The following is a 22,424-nucleotide window of genomic DNA, read 5'->3' on the forward strand; positions in this document are numbered from 1 at the left end:
TCAAAAAGGTGTGGCTGTGCGAAAGGGCAAGCTCGCGCGGACCAATGTTGTTATCCGTCTGATCGTCGAGCCAATCTGGGCGGGACCATCTTTGCGGACCATTTTTATAAACAAAAATATGGCTGGTTATTGCGGGTATATCGGTCTGATTAGTTTTGTCGCTTATCGGCCTGCTAAAGACCTTCACATGCGGCCCTTCGCCTTGCCGCGACAGACGCCCGGCTCGCGCGCAGCCGCGCTCGCCATGCGCCGGCCGCTCAATAACGCTTCAGATGACATACCGATGACGCGTCGCCGCATAAACGCCAAGATTTGACGACGGGAGGCGGCTTGTTGCCGAGTGTTTTCAAAAAAGTGTGGCGTCGAAACGTCAATTCGAGGACGGGATTTTCGACGCTTTGCGGGAGGGAATCGGGATGTAATGCGCGCGCGAAGCTAATTGAAAGGCTCAGCCACCGTAAGCATCATGAGCAAACTGACGTCCGGGAGCAGCGCGACGCACATGGAAACGCCATGCGCGACTGAAACGCGCAATCAGGCAGTGAGGACGCAGCGAGGCACACGCCTCTAGTTGCGGTAAGGAGACCCTTCGGGTGGGCGGCCGTCGTCGGCCTGGCGCTGAATCGCGCGAATCGAACCGCGTTCTTCGTTGTATCGCGCGACATCTGCCCGGATGGAACCGGAGCGAACCGGCGCATTAGACTGCGGCCGTTGTCCGGGGCGCGACTCCGCGCTGACCGGCGTGAGGACGCCAGGGTACGGTATGCCGCCGCGGCCTTCGCCGGGATAAGCGCCCGGCCCGGCAACCCGGCGGATGCCGGAGGTTGGCGCGTTGGAGCGATTGAAGCTGCGGCCCACATCGCGGTTCACGTAGTTGCCGTGGCCGTAGCTGTCGACACCGAATCTCGCGCCGCCATGCGGTGTGCCCGGCCCTTTCGCGTAGGCGAACGAGCACAGCGCGATGATCAGCGCGCCCCACGGCCAGTGCTTCGTTCTCGACAACCCGTCCACCAGTGACTCACATGCCCGAAGACTTGCCTGAAGCGCGCCGTTCGAGCTGCGGCGGGCTTGTTGAGGGACTGGCGCGGGCGCTGCGGAGATTTCGCGGCGCGGGGCATTCCCGACGGCCTTTGAAGGGCTAATTTATGGTCGCGGGCAAAGGGTGTCGAGCCAAAAAGTGTTAGGCCTCGCCCGCTGTTGTAACACCTTGTTACTGCGACGTTTTTCTACGACATAAGCCTTGCACAAACCGCCGGATCGCGTCCGCCGATGCGGTCTTTGGGACTCGCGCGCGATGCATGGCGGAAGTCGCGCGATTAAAGGCGTTCGCAAGTGCCACCGGGCCAGACCGACAGGCGATCAAGCCCAATCTTCCGCCGAACTGAAAAATCTCCACCTACCGCTTGCCACCACACCGAATGCCGGGGGAATGCACATGACTCATCAATCGAGTCGTCAAATGAATTTGTCTCTTCAATCGCTTTCGCGGGACAATACTGGTTTTCCCTGACGCGAACACGCGGCGCTTCGCGCACGCGGCTTGCGTACAGTTGCGCATCACCGATTTCGAGAACCCGACATGGCCCGCCCGAAACTGCTTCCCGACAACTTTACCCTGTGCCTCGTCGGCACCGTGATACTGGCCAGCCTGTTGCCGGTTCGCGGGCAGGCCGCCGTGGGGTTCGACTGGGTGACGAACGTGGCGGTCGGCCTGCTGTTCTTCCTACACGGCGCGAAGCTTTCGCGGGAAGCGATTGTTGCGGGCGCGACGCACTGGCGTCTGCATATAGTCGTACTGCTCAGCACGTTCGCGCTGTTTCCGCTGCTCGGCCTCGCGCTTAAACCGCTCCTTTCGCCACTTGTCACGCCGGCGCTCTATAGCGGGATCCTCTTCCTCTGCACGTTGCCGTCTACGGTTCAGTCCTCTATCGCGTTCACGTCCATTGCCAAAGGCAACGTGCCGGCCGCCGTTTGCAGCGCGTCGGCCTCCAGTCTGCTCGGCATCTTCATCACGCCCGCGCTCGTCAGCGTGCTCGTCACCAGTCAGGCGGCGGGCGGCAGTTCGCCGTGGCACACCGTGGGCAAGATCGTGCTGCAACTGCTGGTGCCCTTCGTGGCCGGGCAGCTGCTGCGCCCGCTGATCGGCAAATGGATCGAGCGGCATCGCGGCGTGCTGAAGTTCGTGGACCAGGGCTCGATCCTGCTGGTGGTATACGGCGCCTTCAGCGAGTCGGTTACCGAAGGTCTGTGGCACCAGATTCCGCTCTCCGCGTTGGGCGGCGTGCTGCTCATCAGCGTGGTGCTGCTCGCGCTGGCGCTGGCCATGACGATTTTCGTGAGCAAGCGGCTTGGCTTTTCCCGCGCGGACCAGATCACCATCATTTTCTGCGGCTCCAAGAAAAGTCTTGCTGCCGGCGTGCCCATGGCCAAGGTCATCTTCGCCTCGCAGGCGGTCGGCGCGGTCGTTCTGCCGCTGATGCTGTTCCACCAGATCCAGTTGATGGTGTGCGCCGCGCTCGCGCAGCGCTGGGGCGCTCGCGACCTGAGCGAGGAGACTCGCGCCGCTTCTCGCGAGCGGGCTGCCGCAGCCGTCGCCCGCCGTTGAGTACGCGCGCAATGCAAATAAGACATTCATAAGCGCCCTCCCTGAGCGTCGTTTTTCGAAAAGCCGCCATGCGCGGCTTTTTGTTATTTCACGCGCAAACGCTGCGGTTGTCGCCTCAGCCAGATGGCGTAGGCAGCGTCTCTAAAAGTCCTGGACGAGTCTCGCGCACCACGCCAGTGCAACGCTTCATCAAAAGTTCACTTAATTCTCCGCATCGCAGGTCGTTAAGCCGTAGGTCCATCGCTACGCCTATCTGCCATGCAACTTAGCTCGTCCTCCCGGTCCGCCGCGCCGCGCATCGAGGAGTTGATTGCCCGGCGCGAGCTGTCCGCCGTTTTCCAGCCCATCGTCGACTTCGACGGCGGCGCGATTCTCGGCTACGAAGGTCTGATCCGCGGGCCCGCGGGCACATCGCTGGAGGCGCCGTTTGCGCTCTTTTCGCAGGCGCTCGCCGAAGGCTGCACGATCGAGCTCGAGCAGGCCGCCGCGCGCGCCTGCATCGAAGCGTTCGCGCGGCTCGGCTACGACGGCAAGCTGTTTCTCAACTTCAGCGCGGGTGCGCTTCGGCGTCTGGCCGACGCGCCCGAGGCCACGCTCGCGCTGTTGCGCCAGCGCGGCGTCGACCCGCAGCGCCTCGTCATCGAGCTGACGGAGCAAAGCACGATTCTGGACGTCGGCGCCTTCCTGCCCGTTATCGCCAGCCTGCGCACGGCAGGCGCGCAGTTCGCGCTCGACGACTACGGCACCGCGAACGCCAGCATGAATCTGTGGGTGCGGCTGCAGCCGGACGTCGTGAAGATCGACCGTTTCTTCATCCACGACATCGCCTGCGACCCGCTGAAGTTCGAAGCCGTGCGCGCGATGCAGCACTTCGCGAGCGCGAGCGGCGCGCGGCTCGTCGCCGAAGGCATCGAGAACGAAGCGGACCTGATCGTCGTGCGCGACATGGGAATCGGCTGCGGGCAAGGCTTTTTCTTTGGACGCCCCAATGCGCAGCCCGCGCGCAAGGTCACCGACGACGCCCGCGACGCGCTGCGCGCCGGCCACATCGCCGTGTTTCCCGAAGCGACGCGCACGCTCGGCGGGGCGTCGCCGTCGGGCGGCATGGCGTCGGAAAAAATGCTGGTGCACGCGCCCGCGCTGCCGCGCCACGCCACCAATAACGACGTGCTCGAACTCTTCAACCGTCTGCCGGATCTGCACGCGGTGGCGGTGGTCGAGCACGACGAGCCGATCGCGCTGATCAACCGCCGCAGTTTCATGGACCGTTATGCGCTGCCGTATCACCGCGAGCTGTTCGGCAAGCGGCCGTGCCTGCTGTTTGCGAATGCGTCGCCGGTGGTAATCGAAAAATCGATGACCGTAGAGCAGATGGCCAAGCTCCTTGCAAGCGACGATCAGCGCTATCTCGCCGATGGCTTCGTCATCACCGAAAACGGCAAGTACGCGGGCCTCGGCACCGGCGAAAACCTGGTGCGCGCGGTGACCGAAGTGCGGATCGAAGCGGCGCGCTACGCGAACCCGCTTACCTTCCTGCCCGGCAACATTCCCATCAGTTCGCACATTGCGCGGCTGGTCGGCAATCACGCCGGTTTTTACGCGTGCTACGTGGACCTGAACCACTTCAAGCCCTTCAACGACCAATACGGCTACTGGCAAGGCGACGAAGTGCTGAAGTTCGCCGCCGCCGTGCTGGCCGAAGCCTGCGACCCGATGCGCGACTTTCTCGGTCACGTCGGCGGCGACGACTTCCTGATCCTGTTCCAGAGCGACGACTGGCGCGAGCGCGTGCTGCGCGCAATCCGTGTGTTCAACGAAGGCGCGCAGCGCTTCTACGCGCCGGCCGACCGTCTCGCCGGCGGCATTCACGGCGAGGACCGGCGCGGAAATCCGACCTTCTTCGGCTTCGTGACGATGGCAATCGGCTGCGTGCGTGTAGAGCCCAATTCGGCCGACGGCGCGCCGCTCTACAACAGCGAGGAAGTCGCCTCAGTCGCGGCGCTAGCGAAGCGGCGAGCGAAGCTGGAGGCGAGCGGCTTCGTGCTGATCGACGCGGAAGAAAGCGTGGCGTTGCTGCGCGGACAGCCGGAAAGAGCCATGGCCACGAGCTGAAAAAGCCGCCGGCAAACGTCGGCGGCAGCGCATGTTTAGTTGATTTTACTAAACATCAAAAGCGCGAAAATACCGCGTACCTACGGGTATTTACCGAAACACGCCGCGCTTTTTTCGAGCGGTTTTCGCTCGGTTTTACTATACAATCGCCGGACTCAAACACCGCGCGGTCGCCCTCGCACGGCCGCCTGCTTCGATGGCGATTACCATCCGCGACGTTGCGCGCGCGGCGAGCGTGTCGATCGGCACTGTCTCGCGCGCCCTCAAGAACCAGCCCGGCCTTTCCGAGGCGACCCGCGTGCGCGTGGTCGAGGCCGCGCGCGAACTCGGCTATGACGCCGCGCAACTGCGCCCGCGCATCCGCCGCCTGACGTTTCTGCTGCACCGGCAGCACAACAACTTCGCCGTCAGCCCATTCTTCTCGCATGTGCTGCATGGCGTGGAAGACGCGTGCCGCGAGCGCGGCATCGTGCCGTCCGTGCTGACGGCCGGCCCGACCGAAGACGTGATCCAGCAGATGCGTCTGCATGCGCCCGACGCTGTCGCGATTGCCGGCTTTGTCGAGCCTGAGACGCTGACCACGCTCGTCGCGATGCAGCGCCCGCTCGTGCTGATCGACCTGTGGGCGCCGGGCCTGCGCTCGGTGAATCTCGACAACGCCGCGGGCGCCGCGCTTGCAATGCGGCATCTGTTCGCGCAGGGGCGCCAGCGCGTCGCGTTTATCGGCGGATCGCTTGCGCACTTCAGCATCGCGCAGCGGGCGCTCGGCTACCGGCGCGCGTTTTTCGAAGCGGGGCTGCTGTTCGATCCGTCGCTCGAAGTGACGATCGACGCAGGTCTCGACCCCGACACTGGCGCCGCCCGCGCGATGCAGCAGTTGCTCGACGGGCCCGGCCCGCGCCCCGACGCCGTGTTCGCCTACAACGACGCGGCCGCGCTCGCGGCGCTGCGCGCCTGCTTTGCGCGCGGGGTGCGCGTGCCGGAGGAAATCGCCATCATAGGCTTCGACGACATTCCCGCCGCCGCACACGCCACGCCGCCGCTGTCCACGATTTCTGTCGATAAGGAAGCGCTCGGCCGGCGCGGCGTGGAGTTGCTGCTCGAAGACGCACCCACCGAAACGGAAGTCCGCTTGCCCGTTCATCTCATTGCCCGTGCCAGTACTTTGGTGAAAACGCCATGACGCAATCCGCCACGTCTCACTCCGCCAACGGCGCGCCTACCGTGCCGCCCGTCGCCAGTTTTCGCAGCCGCGAGTTTCTGCTTTCGCATATCGAGGACACGCTGCGCTTCTATGCGCCGAACGTGTTGGATCCGAGCGGCGGCTTCTTCCATTTTTTCCGCGACGACGGCTCGGTCTACGACAAAACTACGCGGCACCTCGTGAGCAGTTGCCGCTATGTGTTCAACTACGCGATGGCGTATCGCCAGTTCGGCGACCCGAAGCACCTGGAATATGCGCGCCACGGTCTACGCTTTTTGCGTGATGCACATTGGGATGCGCAGCACGAAGGCTACGACTGGGAAATCGAATGGCGCGACGGCAAAATGCGCACGCTCGACGGCACGCGTCACTGCTACGGCCTCGCGTTCGTGCTGCTCGCGTATTCGCATGCGGCGATGGCCGGCATCGAGGAAGCGAAGCCCATGATCGGCGCCACTTTCGAATTGATGGAGCACCGCTTCTGGGACGCAGCCGCGGGCCTCTATGCCGACGAAGCGTCGCCCGAATGGCGAGTGAGTTCGTATCGCGGGCAGAACGCGAACATGCACACCACCGAGGCGCTGCTCGCCGCCCATGAAGCGACCGGCCACCTCGTCTATCTGGATCGCGCCGAGCGCGTGGCATCGAATATCACGCTGCGTCAGGCGAAGCTTTCGCAAGGGCTCGTGTGGGAGCACTTTCACGCGGACTGGTCGGTGGACTGGCACTACAACGAGGAAGACAGCTCGAATATCTTCCGCCCGTGGGGCTTTCAGCCCGGACATCAAACAGAATGGGCAAAGTTGCTGCTGATTCTGGAGCGCTTCCGTCCGTTGCCGTGGTTGTTGCCGCGCGCAATCGAACTGTTCGACGCCGCCATGACCCACGCGTGGGACGAAGACCATGGCGGCCTCTACTACGGCTTCGGCCCGGACGGCACCGTCTGCGATCACGACAAATACTTCTGGGTCCAGGCGGAGACCCTGGCGAGCGCCGCGCTGCTCGGCAAGCGCACCGGCAACGAACGCTTCTGGGACTGGTACGACGAGATCTGGCGCTATAGCTGGGCGCACTTCGTCGACCACAAATACGGCGCGTGGTATCGCATACTCACCTGCGACAACCGCAAGTACAGCGACGAAAAAAGCCCGGCCGGCAAGACCGACTATCACACCATGGGCGCGTGCTACGAGGTGCTCGCGCACGCGCTGCCCGACGGCGCGACCGCCGCAGCCGTTTCCGCGGAGCACGCAAAATGACCACCATAAGCGCGAACAACGAACTGCCCGTCTTCGTTTCGGCGGGCGACATACTCACCGATCTCGTGCGCACTGGCGCCTCGCAATGGCTGTCGCGTCCCGGCGGCGCCGGCTGGAACGTGGCGCGCTGCGTAGCGCGGCTCGGCCTGCCGACCGCGTGCGCGGGTTCGCTCGGCGTCGACAATTTCTCCGACGAGCTGTGGGACGCGAGCGTCGCGGCCGGCCTCGACATGCGCTTCATGCAGCGCGTCGAGCGCCCGCCTTTGCTTGCAATCGTTCATCGCACGCATCCGCCCGCTTACTTCTTCATGGGCGAAAACGGCGCGGACCTCGCCTTCGATCCGGCCCGCCTACCGGCCGGCTGGATCGAGGGCGTGAAGTGGGCGCACTTTGGCTGCATCAGCCTCGTTCGTCAGCCGCTTGGCGACACGCTTGCCGCGCTTGCCGCACAGCTGCGTTCGCGCGGCGTGAAGATCAGCTTCGATCCGAATTACCGCAACCTGATGGAGCACGGCTACGAGCCCACGCTGCGCAAGATGGCCGCGCTCGCCGACCTGATCAAGGTATCGGACGAAGACCTGCGCCTGCTCTTCAAAACCGACGACGAAGCCAATGCACTTGCGCAACTCCGCTCGATGAACCCGAGCGCCGCGATTCTCGTCACTCGCGGGCCCGAGACGGCACTGCTGATCGACGGCGCGATGACGGCCGAGGCGCGGCCGCCGCGCGTCGAGGTGGTGGACACCGTCGGCGCCGGCGACGCCTCGATCGGCGGTCTGCTGTTCAGCCTGATGACCGCGCCGCAGCGCGCGTGGCCGGAGCATCTTGCGTTTGCGCTGGCGGCGGGCGCGGCGGCTTGCCGGCATGCGGGCGCGCATGCACCGTCGCTGGATGAGGTCGTCGCGCTGTTGTAACGCTGGCGTTTTAATGTGGTGTTGCTCGCGTGTGCGTGCCGCGCACGACGCGCGCCGGCCCTCCTGCCGACGCGCAATCGCCGTGCTAGCATGAAAACACCGTAACCTTTGGAATAAGGAGCGACGCCATGGAGGACATCACCTACACCAAAGGCATCTACACGGCCACCGCGTCGGTAAGAGAGCTCGATCAGGACACCTGGCAAGGCGTGGTCACGCTCGCGCGCGACGAAGGCGAAGCCAGCGAGGACCAGGAAACGACCGTCTATGAAGTCGAGGCGACCTCGTCCACGCCAGGCGAGGCACTGGAAGAAGCGAAGGCGCTCGCTCATCGCATACTCGGGGAAATCGAACTGTAGGCAGACTGGCGCGGCGCGCCTTGATCTCGCGCCGCGCCGCCTGAACGCAATGGTTGGAGGCGATCATGGCTGAACAGCTGTTCCTCTACGGCGTGTACTCGATTCACGTCCGCCCCATCGAACTCAGCGGCGCGCGCTGGGACGCCGAATACGAAATCCGCCACCGCGAGAAAGCGGTGAAGCCGTGGACGACCGTCGGCGGCGACGACGGTTACGGCGACGCAGTTCAAGCCATCGCCGCGGCACATCAGCAAGCGGTCGAAGACATCGAACACGGCGCGGGCATTCCGAAGCCGCGCGCCTTTCCGTAAAGCGCTGCCCGCAGGTCCCATCGCACGAAGCGAAGCCGCGTTCGGCCAGCAAGGCGCCGTGCTACGCTTGCGCCGTTTTCATTTGATGAGCACGCGATGGCTACCGAACCGACCGAACGTTTTCCCGGTATCGGCGACGCTGAAAGTAGCGCGCCGAAACGCCGCTCGCGCGGCAGCCGCGAACTGCGTCTCGACGACCGGGTGGTCATTGCGCACGGCATGCCGATGCCGTTCTGGCAGGATCTGTATCACCGCGCGCTGACCGTTCGCTGGCCGATGTTTTTCGTCTCGCTGGCGGTGCTGTTCCTGTTGCTCAACACGACCTTCGCCACGCTTTATATGCTCGGCGACGCGTCCATCGCCAACCAGTATCCGCCGGGTTTCGGCGGCGCGTTTTTCTTCAGCGTCGAGACGCTCGCCACGGTCGGTTATGGCGACATGCATCCGCAAACGGTCTACGCGCATTGGATCGCGACGCTCGAAATCTTCGTCGGCATGTCGGGCATTGCGTTGGCGACCGGCCTCATTTTCGCGCGCTTCTCGCGTCCGCACGCCAAGATCATGTTCGCGCGCCACGCGGTCATCCGGCCGCTCGACGGCCACATGACGCTGATGGTGCGCGCGGCCAACGGTCGTCAGAACGTGATTGCCGAAGCGCACGCGCGGCTGCGCATTCTGCGGCGCGAAACCACAGCCGAAGGCTACACATTGCGCCGGCTTCACGACCTCACACTCGTGCGCGATCAACATCCTGTGTTCAAGCTCGGCTGGACTCTGATGCACATAATCGACGAAGACAGTCCGCTCTTCGGCGAGACCGCTGAAACGCTGAAGGCGCGGGACACGTCTTTGCTGCTGACACTGGAAGGCGTCGACGAATCGACCTCGCAAACCATGCAGGCGCGCCATATGTGGCCGTGCGACCAGATTTACTGGCACCACCGTTTCGTCGACATCATGAGCGAGCGGGACAGCGTGAGCCATATCGACTATGCGCACTTTCACGAGATCGTGCCGCTCGACGAGGCGCCTGTTGGCGCGGGTGCTCGTCCATAAACTGCGGCAACGGCGGGTGAGCCGCCCCGGGCACACGCTTCGCAGCAGCGTCTGCCACAGACCAGGGCATACCCGTACGCGCCGTCGCTGTGGCATATCTATCTCAAAAGCGCGTGAAAACGCGCCGCTCTTCGCGGCCCTTCGCCTACGTACGCGCAAAGTAGAAAAAATCCACTCTGATCGGCGCTAAAAAATAGAGTCTCTTTCGCTGCGCGAGCTTCGCGGTTCCCGCCACGCGCGCGAATACAAAATTACGGAGACTCACCCATGACCGCTCGCCTGCCCATCGACGGCACGCCCGCTCTCGCCGACTACAAGCTGTCCGACAATCTCACCGCAACGCGCGGCCGCATCTTTCTGACCGGCACGCAGGCGCTGGTGCGCCTCGCGCTGATGCAGCGCGCGCTGGACAAGGCGCGCGGCATGAACACCGCGGGTTTTATCAGCGGCTATCGCGGCTCGCCCCTCGGCATGGTCGATCAGCAATTGTGGAAGGCGAAGAAACTGCTCAGCGCGAGCGATATACGCTTTCTGCCCGCGATCAACGAAGAGCTCGGCGGCACGGCGGTGCTCGGCACGCAGCGCGTGGAAGCCGACCCGGAACGCACCGTCGAAGGCGTGTTCGCGATGTGGTACGGCAAGGGGCCTGGCGTGGACCGCGCGGGCGACGCGCTCAAGCACGGCAACGCGTACGGTTCGTCGCCGCATGGCGGCGTGCTGGTGGTGGCCGGCGACGACCACGGCTGCGTGTCATCGTCGATGCCGCATCAGAGCGACTTCGCCATGATGGCCTGGCATATGCCGGTCGTGAATCCGTCGAATATCGCCGACATGCTCGAATTCGGGCTGTACGGCTGGGCGCTGTCGCGCTTCTCGGGCGCGTGGGTCGGCTACAAGGCGATTTCCGAGACCGTCGAATCCGGCTCGACCGTCGATCTCGACGCGCTGCGAACCGAATGGACCGCGCCCGAAGATTTCGCAGTGCCGGCGGGCGGACTGCACAACCGCTGGCCCGACTTGCCGAGCCTCACCATCGAATCGCGAATGCACGCGAAGCTCGACGCGGTGCGCCACTTCGCGAAGACCAATAGCATCGACAAATGGATCACGCCGAGTCCGCATGCGAACGTGGGTATTGTCACGTGCGGCAAGGCGCATCTCGACCTGATGGAAACGCTGCGCCGGCTCGATCTGACGGTCGCGGATCTCGACGCGGCCGGCGTGCGCATCTACAAGGTGGGCTTGTCGTTTCCGCTGGAAATGACGCGCATCGACACCTTCGTCGCGGGTCTTTCGGAAGTGCTCGTGATCGAGGAGAAAGGTCCTGTCATCGAGCAGCAGATCAAGGACTATCTGTACAACCGCACGCAAGACGCGCGGCCCGTGGTGATCGGCAAGCATGCGCAAGACGGCAGCATGCTGCTCTCGTCGCTCGGTGAATTGCGGCCTTCGCGGATCCTGCCGGTGTTCGCGGAATGGCTCGCGAAACACAAGCCCGCGCTCGATCGCCGGGAACGCGTGGTTGATCTCGTCGCGCCGCAGATTCTTTCGAATGCCGCCGACAGCGTGAAGCGCACGCCGTACTTCTGCTCGGGCTGCCCGCACAATACGTCGACGAAAGTGCCGGAAGGATCCATCGCGCAGGCGGGCATCGGCTGTCACTTCATGGCTTCGTGGATGGAGCGCGACACCACCGGCCTCATCCAGATGGGCGGCGAAGGCGTGGACTGGGCCTCGCACTCCATGTTCACGAAAACGCGCCACGTATTCCAGAATCTCGGCGACGGCACGTACTTTCATTCGGGCATTCTCGCGATCCGCCAGGCGGTGGCCGCGAAAGCCACGATCACCTACAAGATTCTCTATAACGATGCCGTTGCGATGACCGGCGGCCAGCCGGTCGACGGCAGCATCTCCGTGCCGCAGATCGCGCGTCAGGTGGAAGCTGAAGGCGTATCGCGCTTCGTCGTGGTCAGCGACGAGCCGGAGAAATACGACGGTCATCACGACCTGTTCCCGAAGGGCACCACGTTCCATCACCGTAGCGAACTGGACACCGTGCAGCGCGAGTTGCGCGATACCGACGGCGTGACCGTGCTCATTTACGACCAGACGTGCGCGGCCGAAAAGCGCCGTCGCCGGAAAAAAGGCGAATTCCCTGATCCGGACAAACGCTTCTTCATCAACGAAGAAGTGTGCGAAGGCTGCGGCGATTGCGGCGTGCAGTCCAACTGTTTGTCGGTTGAGCCGGTTGAAACGGTGCTGGGACGCAAGCGCCGCATCGATCAGTCGTCGTGCAACAAGGACTACTCGTGCGTGAACGGCTTCTGCCCGAGCTTCGTAACGGTGGAAGGCGGCAAGCTGAAGAAAGCCGCGGGCGTCGCGTTCGACCCGCAAGCTTTGGCCGAACGGGTCAACGCACTGCGGCTACCCGCGACGCATCTCGACGCCGCGCCGTACGACATTCTGGTGACGGGCGTCGGCGGCACGGGCGTCGTGACGGTCGGCGCATTGATCAGCATGGCCGCTCATCTGGAAGGCCAGAGCGCGTCGGTGCTCGACTTCATGGGCTTCGCGCAAAAAGGCGGCTCCGTGTTGTCGTTCGTGCGCTTCGCCGCGCGCGACGAGTGGCTCAACCAGGTTCGTATCGACACACAACAGGCCGACGTGCTGCTCGCCTGCGACATGGTGGTCGGCGCAAGCGCCGACGCGTTGCAGACGGTGCGTCACGGCCGCACGCGCATTGTCGTCAACACGCATGCGATTCCGAACGCCACCTTCGTGACAAACCCCGACGCGACGCTGCACGCCGACGCGCTGATCGACAAGATGCGGCACGCCGCGGGCGCCGAGCGCCTGTCGACCTGCGACGCCCAGGCGCTCGCCACGCGCTTTCTCGGCGACACGATTGGCGCCAACATTCTGATGCTCGGCTTTGCGTGGCAACTCGGTCTCGTGCCTGTGTCGTTCGGCGCGCTGATGCGTGCAATCGAATTGAACAACGTCGCAGTGCAGATGAATCAACTGGCGTTTTCAATTGGCCGTCTTGCCGCCGGAGATCCCGCCGCGCTCGAATCGCTGTGGCAGGCACGGCATGCGGTGAAGCAAACGGTGCGAGTCGATACGCTCGATGAATTGATCGCGCATCGCGAAGGCCGTCTGCAGACTTATGGCGGCGCGAGCTATGTGAAGCGTTACCGGGCGCTCGTTGATGCGGCGCGCCGCGCGGAGCATGCCGTCGACGCCAGCAGCGAACGCGTGACGCGTGCGGTCGCCACCACGTTCTATCGTCTGCTGGCCGTGAAGGACGAATACGAAGTGGCGCGCCTGCATACGGATGCGGCATTCCGCGAGGCGCTCGAGGCGCAATTTGAAGGCGTGGCCGGCAAGGACTTCGGCATCAAGTTCAATCTCGCGCCGCCCACGCTCACGCGCGCGCATGACGGCGCGCGTCCAACCAAGAAGACTTTCGGTCAATGGATGTGGCCGGTCCTCGGCGGACTCGCGAAAGTACGCGGATTGCGCGGCACCATGCTCGACCCGTTCGGCCGCACGCTCGAGCGCAAGATGGAGCGCGAACTCGCCGACGATTACGAATGCACGATGCAGCGCGCGGTCGCGAAGCTCGATGCCGGCAATCTCGAAGACGTCGCGAAGCTCGCCGATCTGCATGCCCGCGTGCGCGGCTATGGTCACGTGAAGCTCGCGAATCTCGCGGCTGTGAAGCGCGGCGAACGCGATCTCGCCGCGCGCCTACGGATCGAAGCGGCGACAGGTGCGTCGGTGAACAAGTCACTTGAAGAAGTGAAAGGCGCGGGGCAGTTGCGCGGCATTCCCGTGGTGGTGGCCAAGTGAGCGTCATTGCGCACGTGATGTGTGTCGTGTTGCGCGGTGCGTGATGGTTTGCTGATAAAGCCGCTTCGTGCGTGAACACGAAGCGGCTTTTTGTTCGCCCGGGCGTAGCGTCTATTGCGCTCGCGGGTTGGCCGATTGCGCGTTCAGCAATGCCCTGACGCGTGCGAGCTTTTCAATGTCGATCGGCGCGAGCCCGTTGCCGCCCATGCGCACGCCCGATCCAAAATGCACCGCTTCAACTTGCGTCCGGCTCACGAAGCCTGCAACCGCATCGACCGTCAGACCGGCACCCGCCAGCACCGTGCAGCGCGATCCCGACGCTTGATGCACCAGCTCGCGAATCGTCGCTTCGGCATCCAGCACCGAGGGCTTTGCGCCTGACGTGAGCACATTCGTCACCGCGTCGAAACCGAGCAGCACGTCAAGCGCTTTGCGCTGATCGCGCACTTCATCGAACGCGCGATGGAAGGTGATGGCAAGACCATCGGCGGCGTCGATCGCGCGTGCGAGCTGTTCGCGGTCGATCTCGCCGTGAGCGTTCAGCATGCCGATCACCACGCCGTTCGCTCCCGCAGCCTTGACGGCCCGCACGTCGCGCAACATCACGGCGTGATCGTCGGTGTCGTAGACGAACGAACGGCTGTGAGGACGCACGATCACATTCACAGGGATGCTGACCGCGTCGACCACGGCTTCGATCAGGCCGATGCCTGGCGTGAGCCCGCCCTCGCCCATCGCTGTGACGAGTTCGAGGCGGTCGGCGCCCGCTTGCGCGGCGAGCCGTGCGTCGGCAACGGTAGTGGCAATGACTTCGAGCAGAACGGACATGAGCGCAACGGGGTGTCGTTAAAAACGACATGATGTCAGATGCGCTCTTCGTCCACCCAGTCGATATCGCCGCACAGCACGCAGGTCTTCTCGCCAACGCGCGTGGCTACCGACAACGTCACGCATGGCAGCGCCTCGTTGATCGACAGATACGGGCGCGTGACGTGGACGCGCTCGGGTGCGTTGATCGCATCGCGAAAGTACGGGCGACGCAGCCAGTTCGCACCTTGCGCGTCGGCGAGCGGCAGGAAGCGCGTTTCATGCGCCGCGCGGTCGGCCCGCAGAACGACGTTGCGGCCGGCCTGCCGCCCTTTGGCGTCGAGCAGAAAGCAGCGCGCGGCGTGATCGAGCGCGAGAAAATTCCAGCATACTTCCTCGAGCGGCTCGCCCGCCGCAAGCCGCTCGGCCGCGCGTTCGAACGCACGCAGATAAGGTGCGAGGCGGCTTGCGTTGCGGCGCTCGCGCGCTTCGGTTTGATCGCGATAACGCTCGGTGAGCTCGCCGATGCACGTGGCTGCATGAGTCGCATCGGCCGCGCCCGGACTCGGGCGTCCAAAGAAGAAACCCTGCACGAAGTCGGCGTTGCATGCGAGCGCCATCTGCGCTTCATGCTCCGTTTCCACGCCTTCAATCAGCACAAGCTTGCCCGCTTCGTGCAGCAACGCGACGAGGCCAGGCAGGATCGTCGCCATGTCGGCGCGATGCGCGGCGTGCGACAGCATGATGCGGTCGAGCTTGACGATATCCGGATTCAGTTGCCAGATGCGCTCGACGTTCGAGTGCCCGGCGCCGAAGTCGTCGAGCGCGATCAGAAAGCCGCGCTCGCGGAATTGACGCACGGCATCCGCAAGACGCTCCAGATCTTCCGCGCGATGCTCGAGCACTTCGAGCACGATGCGCCGCGGCGGCAAACCGAGGCGCTTGAGCGTGGCGAGCAACGCGGCCGACAGATACGGATCGGTGAGCGCGCCCGGATGCACGTTGAGAAACAGCCACTCGCGTTCGGCGCCGAGCACCTTGAAGTTTTCGAGGTGCAGCGTCTGCGCGAGCCGGTCGAGCTGCAGGACGTCGCCGACGCGGGCCGCCTCGCCGAAAACGTCGAGCGGCGACACCGGCCTGTCGAGCATGTCGTGCGCGCGCAGCAGGCCTTCATAACCGACAGCCCGCATATGCGACAGGCTGAAGATGGGTTGAAACACGCTCGTCAGCGTCAGCTCGCCGTGCTGCACCGAAAAACGTTCGAGGCCCGAGGCCATTTCGACGTCGAAGCCGTGAGGCGCGGTGGCCGTCCTTTCCTGTTGCGCAATCGTCATGCAATCCTCTCACGCGAGAGCCGGGCCGGTCCGAACGCGGATGCGAACAACCCACGGCGCCACTGCTCCAAAATGTGCGTCATCGGTATGGCTTAAGCAAGCTCCATGCGCACGCTTGCGCACATAGCGATGTAACTCGCGTAAAAGAGTGCACCGGCGATACGGGGTGTGCGCCATGCATGGGCGGGCCCGCACCGTTGGGGTGCAGACGGGCGTGGCCCTCACGGCCGTTGCGGTACGCGTGGGCTCTTGCGGCTTTCGCGGCGCCCACGGCTTCGCTCAAGCACGGCGCAACTGGCCGCTTCACTGCGCGTCGCGCGATCCCAAGCTAAACTCGCGGTCTGCACTGCGCACTCCAGTTGCAGCTTCGCCGCCCGGCTTCGTTATCCGTGCTTCGGGCTATTCACGCCGGCGCGCGTCATGCCGCTCTCCGCGCTGCCCGGCGAAGCCTGTCCGCATCGTCGCAATTCCCAAGTCCTGTACCGATGGAAATCGTCTTCACCGTATTGATTCTTATGCTTGCCGTGGCGGCCTCGGGCGTCGCGACGCGCTTGCTGCCGTTGCCATTGCCGCTGGTGCAGATCGCGATGGGCGCGATGCTCGCATGGCCGAAGCTCGGCCTGCACGTCACGTTCGATCCGGAAATCTTCATGATGCTGTTCATTCCGCCATTGCTGTTCGCCGACGGATGGCGCATTCCGAAGCGCGAATTTTTCATGGCGCGGCGCTCGATCCTGATGCTCGCGCTCGGCCTCGTGTTCATGACTGTGCTCGCCGTCGGATACTTTGTGCACGCGCTGGTGCCGTCGATGCCGCTGCCTGTCGCGTTCGCCCTCGCCGCCGTGTTGTCGCCGACCGATGCGGTCGCGCTCTCCGGCATCGCCGGCAAGGGCAAGGTGCCGGGCCGGCTCATGCACATTCTGGAAGGCGAAGCGTTGATGAACGACGCGTCGGGCCTCGTCGCGCTCAAGTTCGCGATTGCGGCCGCATTGACCGGCGTGTTTTCGCTGCGCGACGCGTCGATCAGCTTCGTGATCATCGCGGCCGGCGGGCTCGCAACGGGCGCCGCGGTGAGCTGGCTGTTCAGCTTCGTGTCGGTGCGCTTTTTGAATCTCGCGGAGGAAGGCGACCCTGCGCCCGGCGTCGTGATGACACTGCTGATTCCGTTCGCCGCCTATCTGATCGCCGAACGCTTCGAACTCTCGGGAATCCTCGCGGCAGTCGCCGCCGGCATGATGATGAACTACACGACGCTCGCGACATCCGGGCCCGTCGCGTCGCGCCTGCGGGCAAACAATACGTGGATGATGATCGAGTTCGTCTTCAACGGCATGGTGTTCATTCTGCTGGGGCTGCAGTTCCCGCACATTCTTGGCCGCGCGCTGCTCGACGCGCATCAGACGAGCGACGCGCAGGTGTGGCGGCTGATCGGCTACATCGCGGCCGTCGGAGCGGCGCTGTATGCGATGCGCTTCGTGTGGGTCTGGCTGCTGCGCTGGTTCGCGAGCCGCGGCGCGGCGCGCCATGGCGTCGCGAATGCGGTGCCGGGACTGCGCACCGTGGCCGTCACGACAGTTGCGGGCGTACGAGGCGCGGTGACGCTCGCCGGCGTGTTGTCCTTACCCGAGACTTTGCCGGGCGGCGCGGAATTGCCTGGGCGCGACCTTGCGATTTTCATCGCATCGGGCGTGATTCTGTTGTCGCTTGTAGTCGGCGTGATCGCACTGCCGTTGCTGTTGCGCGGATGGCGCCGCGGCAAGGACCCGCACGCCGCAGAAGAAGCGCTGGCGCGCACGATGGCCGCGCAAGCCGCGATCCGCGCGGTGGACGACTTGCACGACAAGGCGTGCGCGAACCTGGACGAATCCGCCTCCGCGTATGCCGCCGACGTCACCGCGCGAGTCATGGATGTTTATCGCCGCAGGCTGACCGCGCTCGGCGAAGATCAGGAACCGCGCGAAATGGCGCGCCGCGCGGACGCGCTGGAATTTCGCATGAAGCTCTCGGCGATGCGTGCCGAGCGTCAGGTGCTGCTCAGCTTGCGCAGCAGTCAGACCATCAACGACGAGACGTTCAACAAGCTCATGCACGAAGTGGATCTGTCAGAGACAGCGCTGACTGCGCGCAGAAAGTAACGCTGCATTGAGACGCGGTTTCCGGCGGCGGCGCTTATTTCAAAGCGCGCGCCGCTGCCGCGCGAAGATCAGGCCACCGGCCCTTGCGCCGGCTTTCTTCTGAGAAGCGCGTACAGAATGATCGCGCCGAAAGTCGCAGTGCCGATGCCGCCAAGACCGAAGCCGCCGAGTTTCAGCGAGAAATCGCCGGCGCCGAGCACGAGCGTGACCGCGGCCACGATCAGATTGCGGTTGTCCGAGAAGTCCACTTTGTTGACGACCCAGATGCGCGCGCCCGTCACCGCGATCAGCCCGAACACGACGATTGAAACGCCGCCCAGCACCGGACCCGGAATGGTCTGGATCACCGCGCCGAACTTGGGCGAAAAGCCGAGCACGAGCGCGATCAAAGCGGCGATCACGAACACGAGCGTCGAATAGATTTTGGTGACCGCCATCACGCCAATATTCTCGGCATAGGTCGTCACGCCCGTGCCGCCTGCGAAACCGGACACGACTGTCGCAAGTCCGTCGCCGAGAAATGCGCGGCCGATATAGCGGTCGAGGTTCTGCCCGGTCATCGCGCTCACTGCCTTGATATGCCCAAGGTTTTCCGCGACGAGAATCACCGCGATGGGTGCGAGCAGCGTCATGGCCTGCATGTTGAACACCGGCGCGGTGAAGTGCGGCATGCCGAACCACGCGGCGTTCGCCACGATCGAAAAGTCAATCGGCTTACCCATGCCGAGGCCGTTCGTCACGATCGCGTAGATCACGTACGCCATCAGCAGGCCGACGAGAATCAGCAGACGCTGCAGCATGCCGTGCGCGAACACTGCGACGGCGCCGACGCACAGCACGGTGACGAGCGCCATCCACGAATCGAAGTTGCTGCCGCTCACGCCGCGCACTGCAATTGGCGCGAGGTTCAGCCCGATCACGCAGACAATCGCGCCCGTCACGACCGGCGGCATCAGCGTTTCGATCCAGCGCGTGCCGACCGCCGAAACGATCAGCCCGATGATCGCGTACACCACGCCGCACGCGATGATGCCGCCCAACGCGACCGGAATGTTCATGTTCGGTCCGTGGCCGCCGTAGCCCGTAACTGCGATCACGAGACCGATGAACGCGAAGCTCGAGCCCAGATAGCTCGGCACGCGGCCGCCGACCAGCACGAAGAACAATAGCGTGCCGATGCCCGACATGAAGATGCACAGGTTGGGATCGAAGCCCATCAGCAACGGCGCGAGCACCGTCGAGCCGAACATGGCGACGACGTGCTGAATGCCCATCGCAAACATCTGCGGCCAGGCGAGGCGTTCATCGGTATCGACAATGCGCCCCTCGACGGCGTCTGGCTGCGCGCGCCAGCGGGGGAAATAGGAATCGGCCATCGCGGGGGTTCTCCTCTATTCGGCGTTTTTCGTGGACGACGGCGCGCAAAAGAAGCGCCGTTCGGAATCACGCGCGAGTGTACGGAGTGCAATTGGAGGTGGCAAGCGCGAGCAAAATCGCGTGAATGTGGGCTGGGAGCGCAGCGCGGGACGACGCGAGCGTATGACGCCTGCGTCATTAGTTTTAGTTCCGTTCTCATAGCCGTTGACTCCGACGCCCAGCTTTGAGATTCGTCCGATAGGAGGCCGGTGATTCGCCTCGTAGACTTCTCCCGCTGCGCTGACCTCAGGCAGCGCATGCGATGTTGTTGTAACTCTCCGACTTCCCGCTCACGCTCGCCGAGTGTGAGCGGTTTTTTTTCGCCTGCGGGCCAGATGTTCTGGTTTCAGCTCTCGTTTCGAGCGTGCCGCGACTCAGTTGTGAGTTTGGAACGCGTTTGCAGCAAGCCGCACCGTGTAGGCGCGGACATCTTCGGGCCATTGCGCGATCTTTTCTTCGAAGCGCAGCCGGTCGCCGGCATAAAGCGCTCGGGTGGCGTCCTCGTAATCGGGCAGATTGCCGGCCAGGGCGGTCATGAAGCGATACACCGCCTCCTGCGCCGCACGCTTGCGGTCGCGATGCTCGCCCGCCGCGCGCGCCGTCTCGACCAGCTTGCGCAGCGCCACCGACGCGCCGCCCGGCTGTGCATTCAACCAGTCCCAATGACGCGGCAACAAGGTCACTTCGCGCGGGACCACGCCGAGCTTCGGCCGTCCGCGACCGCGTGGGGCTGCTGCGTCGGCGGCTTCGGATGCGTCGGCTGCGGCTTCGTCGCTGGCGGCGTCGGCTGCGTTGCTGGCGTTGATAGCGTTGCTGGCGGGTTCGCGCTGCGCGGGATTCAGGCGCGCAACGATCTCCTCCGCAGTGCCACGCAAATCGAATTCGACGGGAGCCGCGGTCGTGTCGTCGAAAACAAGAACGGGTGCCTGCTCGCCGCGCTCTAGTACTTCCTTTACGGCGAGAGCCACCAGCGGCGACTCGCCGGAAGCGATCAGACGGTGACCTTCAAAGGCGCTGCAGGTGCGGGAATGCGTTATCACGACAAACTCCGGGTTCAGGAACTTGTCGAATTATACCCGGGTTAAATTGCCGCGCAATATATTACCCGGTGAAATTCGTGCGACTCACCGGCTGGCCACGATCATTAAGCTGCCATCTCCCGCCGGCGCGCCTGCCGGATACGGGAACACGCGATTGCGGCCGGCATCCTTTGCGGCATACAGGGCCTGGTCGGCGGCGTCGACAAGCACGCGGCTCATCGAGAGCGCCTCGCCCCGCATGGTCGCGACGCCGATACTCACGGTCAACACATGGTGCGAGCTCGCCACGTGGCCCAGCGCGATCGCCTCGACGGCCGCGCGGATCTTCTCGGCGAGCGAGAGGGCACCGGCCTCGTCGGTGTCCGGAAGCAGCACGGCGAACTCCTCGCCCCCGTAGCGCGCCGTCGTGTCGCCGGGGCGCTGCACGTTCCGGGCGATGCATTGAGCCACCATGATGAGCGCGTCGTCGCCGGCCGAATGGCCGTACAGGTCGTTGAAACCCTTGAAATTGTCCACGTCGATCAGCAGCAAGGAGAGCGGATCGCCGTCGCGCTGCGCGCGGCGCCACTCGTTCTCCACGGCTTGCTCGAAGGCGCGGCGGTTGTCCACGCCCGTCAGACCGTCCGTGCGCGCCAGTACGCGCAACTCTTCTTCTGCGAGCAGACGCCCCCGCATCTGCTGCGCGAACAGCACGGCCAGCGCGATCAGGGTGAGGTCGAGCGCGGCGATCAGCGAGCCGATGATCCACGCCCGCCGGCGCCAGCCCACATAGATGTCGCGCGTGGAGAGCGCCACGTCGAGGATCAGCGGATACATGTCGATATGGCGGAATGCGTACCAGCGCTCCACGCCGTCGATTGCCGCCGTGCCGAAGAAGTCGCCGCTCGGCTGCTGTACGAAGCGCGAATAGTTGGCCGTTCCTGTCAGATTGATGCCGATGATCTTCGGATCGTACGGACGACGCATCAGCATCGTGCCGTCGCTCAGCATCAGCGCCATCGATCCGCCCGCGCCCAGGTGCATGCCGTCGAAGAGACTGCGGAAATATCTGAGGCGCATGGTGCCCACCACCACGCCGCCGAAGCTGCCGTCGGGCTTCGAAATGCGCCGGCTCAGGCCGATGCTGATGTCGGTGCCCGTCGAGCGCGGCATGAACGGGTGACTGACGTACAGCCCGACGTTGGGCGAATCGCGATGAACCTTGAAATAGTCGCGGTCACCGAGATAGACGTGGCGCGGCGGCACGAACTGCGAATCGAACTTGATGTAGCCGGTCTCGTCGATCACGAGGATCGAGCCCATGTCTTTCGCGGACGCCGAGCCGTCGAACAACACCATCTGCCGCAGCGAAGAATCGAGTTGCAGCACGCCCGGCTGCTTCAAGCCCTGGATCACGCTGCGTATCGACAGATCGTAGATCTCGAGATTGCGCGACACGTCGCGCTCCACCAGCAGCGAGACGTTGAAGACCGAGTCCTGCGCGCGCCGCAACGCGTCGTCGTGCATTTGCGCGAGTACCCACACAGCGATTGCGAGGATTGCGCTGGCCAGCACGCCACTGATCGCAATGATGATGTTCGGACGACGCGTGACCATTATGTTGGATTCGGACAAGCGCGGCCTTGACGCGCGAAAAAGGAAGAAAACGCGTCCACAGTGGCGCGTCGGCAAAGCGGTAGCGTACCAGAGGTGGTCGCCGCCCAAATCGTGGAACAGACGGGTCTTTGCCGCCTTGCATGCCGCTTACGAAGATTGACAACGCAACGATGATGGCTGCTCATGCTGCCGCGCTGCGGCGTCACCCTCTTCGCGGCTTGCGTCAACGCGGTGGCAGGTTGCCGCAGCAAGCGCAAAAAACCCGGCGATTTGCACTGCAATTCGCGTTTACTGCCTTTATCTCGTGCAAGCCTTTTTTATTGGAATACCCGGCTTCCCTCAAGTCCGCTTGTACTTGCCCGATAACCGATAAATGGGATGCCGCTTTTTCTGCCTGTACGGAACGGCAACATCGCGCGGG

17 protein-coding genes are annotated in these 22,424 nt (G+C 64.1%); 11 read left to right on the plus strand and 6 right to left on the minus strand.

All coding sequences use genetic code 11. From position 1 onward, the window contains the following. Positions 1-16 precede the first annotated feature (16 nt). Positions 17-316, plus strand: coding sequence for a hypothetical protein (locus A3AC_RS30335; protein ID WP_156924579.1), 300 nt, complete (start codon positions 17-19; stop codon positions 314-316). A 251-nt stretch (positions 317-567) separates the two neighbouring features. Here A3AC_RS30335 and A3AC_RS0106410 read toward each other — a convergent pair whose 3' ends face one another. Continuing rightward, positions 568-1,011 (minus strand): hypothetical protein, encoded by a 444-nt coding sequence (locus A3AC_RS0106410; RefSeq protein WP_025597962.1) that lies wholly within the window; start codon positions 1,009-1,011, stop codon positions 568-570. Between the two features lie 568 nt (positions 1,012-1,579). Between A3AC_RS0106410 and A3AC_RS0106415 the strand changes: the two genes are divergently transcribed. From A3AC_RS0106415 to A3AC_RS0106455, 9 genes are all read left to right on the plus strand, one after another. After that, entirely contained in the window at positions 1,580-2,605 is a 1,026-nt protein-coding gene (locus tag A3AC_RS0106415) for a bile acid:sodium symporter family protein (protein ID WP_025597963.1), read from the plus strand. Positions 2,606-2,863: 258 nt separating this feature from the next. Continuing rightward, positions 2,864-4,717, plus strand: a complete 1,854-nt coding sequence (locus tag A3AC_RS0106420) for an EAL domain-containing protein (RefSeq protein ID WP_025597964.1) — start codon at positions 2,864-2,866, stop codon at positions 4,715-4,717. A 196-nt stretch (positions 4,718-4,913) separates the two neighbouring features. Continuing rightward, positions 4,914-5,900, plus strand: a complete 987-nt coding sequence (locus A3AC_RS0106425) for a LacI family DNA-binding transcriptional regulator (protein WP_025597965.1) — start codon at positions 4,914-4,916, stop codon at positions 5,898-5,900. Continuing rightward, entirely contained in the window at positions 5,897-7,180 is a 1,284-nt protein-coding gene (locus A3AC_RS0106430) for an AGE family epimerase/isomerase (RefSeq protein WP_025597966.1), read from the plus strand. Before A3AC_RS0106425 ends, A3AC_RS0106430 begins: the two co-directional genes overlap by 4 nt. After that, positions 7,177-8,094 (plus strand): carbohydrate kinase family protein, encoded by a 918-nt coding sequence (locus A3AC_RS0106435; protein WP_025597967.1) that lies wholly within the window; start codon positions 7,177-7,179, stop codon positions 8,092-8,094. The genes A3AC_RS0106430 and A3AC_RS0106435 overlap by 4 nt, the downstream gene beginning before the upstream one ends. 128 nt (positions 8,095-8,222) lie before the next feature. Beyond that, complete coding sequence (locus A3AC_RS0106440) at positions 8,223-8,453, plus strand: hypothetical protein (protein ID WP_025597968.1); 231 nt, start codon at positions 8,223-8,225, stop codon at positions 8,451-8,453. A 65-nt stretch (positions 8,454-8,518) separates the two neighbouring features. Continuing rightward, a complete protein-coding gene (locus A3AC_RS0106445; protein ID WP_025597969.1) occupies positions 8,519-8,764 on the plus strand; it encodes a hypothetical protein in 246 nt (81 codons plus the stop codon). 96 nt (positions 8,765-8,860) lie between these two features. Next, on the plus strand, positions 8,861-9,820 hold the full coding sequence (locus tag A3AC_RS0106450; RefSeq protein ID WP_025597970.1) for an ion channel: 960 nt from the start codon (positions 8,861-8,863) through the stop codon (positions 9,818-9,820). Between the two features lie 267 nt (positions 9,821-10,087). Then, complete coding sequence (locus tag A3AC_RS0106455; RefSeq protein ID WP_025597971.1) at positions 10,088-13,675, plus strand: indolepyruvate ferredoxin oxidoreductase family protein; 3,588 nt, start codon at positions 10,088-10,090, stop codon at positions 13,673-13,675. A gap of 111 nt (positions 13,676-13,786) precedes the next feature. Here A3AC_RS0106455 and A3AC_RS0106460 read toward each other — a convergent pair whose 3' ends face one another. Continuing rightward, on the minus strand, positions 13,787-14,503 hold the full coding sequence (locus A3AC_RS0106460; protein ID WP_025597972.1) for a copper homeostasis protein CutC: 717 nt from the start codon (positions 14,501-14,503) through the stop codon (positions 13,787-13,789). 35 nt (positions 14,504-14,538) lie between these two features. Continuing rightward, positions 14,539-15,816: a sensor domain-containing phosphodiesterase gene (locus A3AC_RS0106465; protein WP_025597973.1), complete on the minus strand. Its 1,278-nt coding sequence runs from the start codon at positions 15,814-15,816 to the stop codon at positions 14,539-14,541. 485 nt (positions 15,817-16,301) lie between these two features. Between A3AC_RS0106465 and A3AC_RS0106470 the strand changes: the two genes are divergently transcribed. After that, complete coding sequence (locus A3AC_RS0106470) at positions 16,302-17,951, plus strand: Na+/H+ antiporter (protein WP_025597974.1); 1,650 nt, start codon at positions 16,302-16,304, stop codon at positions 17,949-17,951. Positions 17,952-18,019: 68 nt separating this feature from the next. On the opposite strand, the gene A3AC_RS0106475 is transcribed toward A3AC_RS0106470, so the two are convergent. From A3AC_RS0106475 to A3AC_RS0106485, 3 genes are all read right to left on the minus strand, one after another. Beyond that, positions 18,020-19,327 carry a solute carrier family 23 protein gene (locus A3AC_RS0106475; RefSeq protein WP_025597975.1) on the minus strand — a complete coding sequence of 436 codons (1,308 nt, stop codon included), beginning with the start codon at positions 19,325-19,327 and terminating at the stop codon, positions 18,020-18,022. 414 nt (positions 19,328-19,741) lie between these two features. Next, a complete protein-coding gene (locus tag A3AC_RS0106480) occupies positions 19,742-20,407 on the minus strand; it encodes a DUF2239 family protein (RefSeq protein WP_025597976.1) in 666 nt (221 codons plus the stop codon). A gap of 84 nt (positions 20,408-20,491) precedes the next feature. Further along, positions 20,492-22,003 (minus strand): sensor domain-containing diguanylate cyclase, encoded by a 1,512-nt coding sequence (locus A3AC_RS0106485; RefSeq protein WP_025597977.1) that lies wholly within the window; start codon positions 22,001-22,003, stop codon positions 20,492-20,494. Between the last annotated feature and the right edge of the window lie 421 nt (positions 22,004-22,424).

The organism is Burkholderia sp. WSM2230 (genome assembly GCF_000472445.1).
Classification (GTDB): Bacteria; Pseudomonadota; Gammaproteobacteria; order Burkholderiales; family Burkholderiaceae; genus Paraburkholderia.

Coding starts and splice junctions, on each gene's coding strand:
- A3AC_RS0106445 (WP_025597969.1), top strand. CDS start 8,519: ATGGCTGAACAGCTGTTCCTCTACGGCGTGTACTCGATTCACGTCCGC.
- A3AC_RS0106465 (WP_025597973.1), bottom strand. CDS start 15,816: ATGACGATTGCGCAACAGGAAAGGACGGCCACCGCGCCTCACGGCTTC.
- A3AC_RS0106425 (WP_025597965.1), top strand. CDS start 4,914: ATGGCGATTACCATCCGCGACGTTGCGCGCGCGGCGAGCGTGTCGATC.
- A3AC_RS0106440 (WP_025597968.1), top strand. CDS start 8,223: ATGGAGGACATCACCTACACCAAAGGCATCTACACGGCCACCGCGTCG.
- A3AC_RS0106455 (WP_025597971.1), top strand. CDS start 10,088: ATGACCGCTCGCCTGCCCATCGACGGCACGCCCGCTCTCGCCGACTAC.
- A3AC_RS0106430 (WP_025597966.1), top strand. CDS start 5,897: ATGACGCAATCCGCCACGTCTCACTCCGCCAACGGCGCGCCTACCGTG.
- A3AC_RS0106450 (WP_025597970.1), top strand. CDS start 8,861: ATGGCTACCGAACCGACCGAACGTTTTCCCGGTATCGGCGACGCTGAA.
- A3AC_RS0106475 (WP_025597975.1), bottom strand. CDS start 19,327: ATGGCCGATTCCTATTTCCCCCGCTGGCGCGCGCAGCCAGACGCCGTC.
- A3AC_RS0106470 (WP_025597974.1), top strand. CDS start 16,302: ATGGAAATCGTCTTCACCGTATTGATTCTTATGCTTGCCGTGGCGGCC.
- A3AC_RS0106485 (WP_025597977.1), bottom strand. CDS start 22,003: ATGGTCACGCGTCGTCCGAACATCATCATTGCGATCAGTGGCGTGCTG.
- A3AC_RS0106415 (WP_025597963.1), top strand. CDS start 1,580: ATGGCCCGCCCGAAACTGCTTCCCGACAACTTTACCCTGTGCCTCGTC.
- A3AC_RS0106420 (WP_025597964.1), top strand. CDS start 2,864: ATGCAACTTAGCTCGTCCTCCCGGTCCGCCGCGCCGCGCATCGAGGAG.
- A3AC_RS0106460 (WP_025597972.1), bottom strand. CDS start 14,503: ATGTCCGTTCTGCTCGAAGTCATTGCCACTACCGTTGCCGACGCACGG.
- A3AC_RS0106435 (WP_025597967.1), top strand. CDS start 7,177: ATGACCACCATAAGCGCGAACAACGAACTGCCCGTCTTCGTTTCGGCG.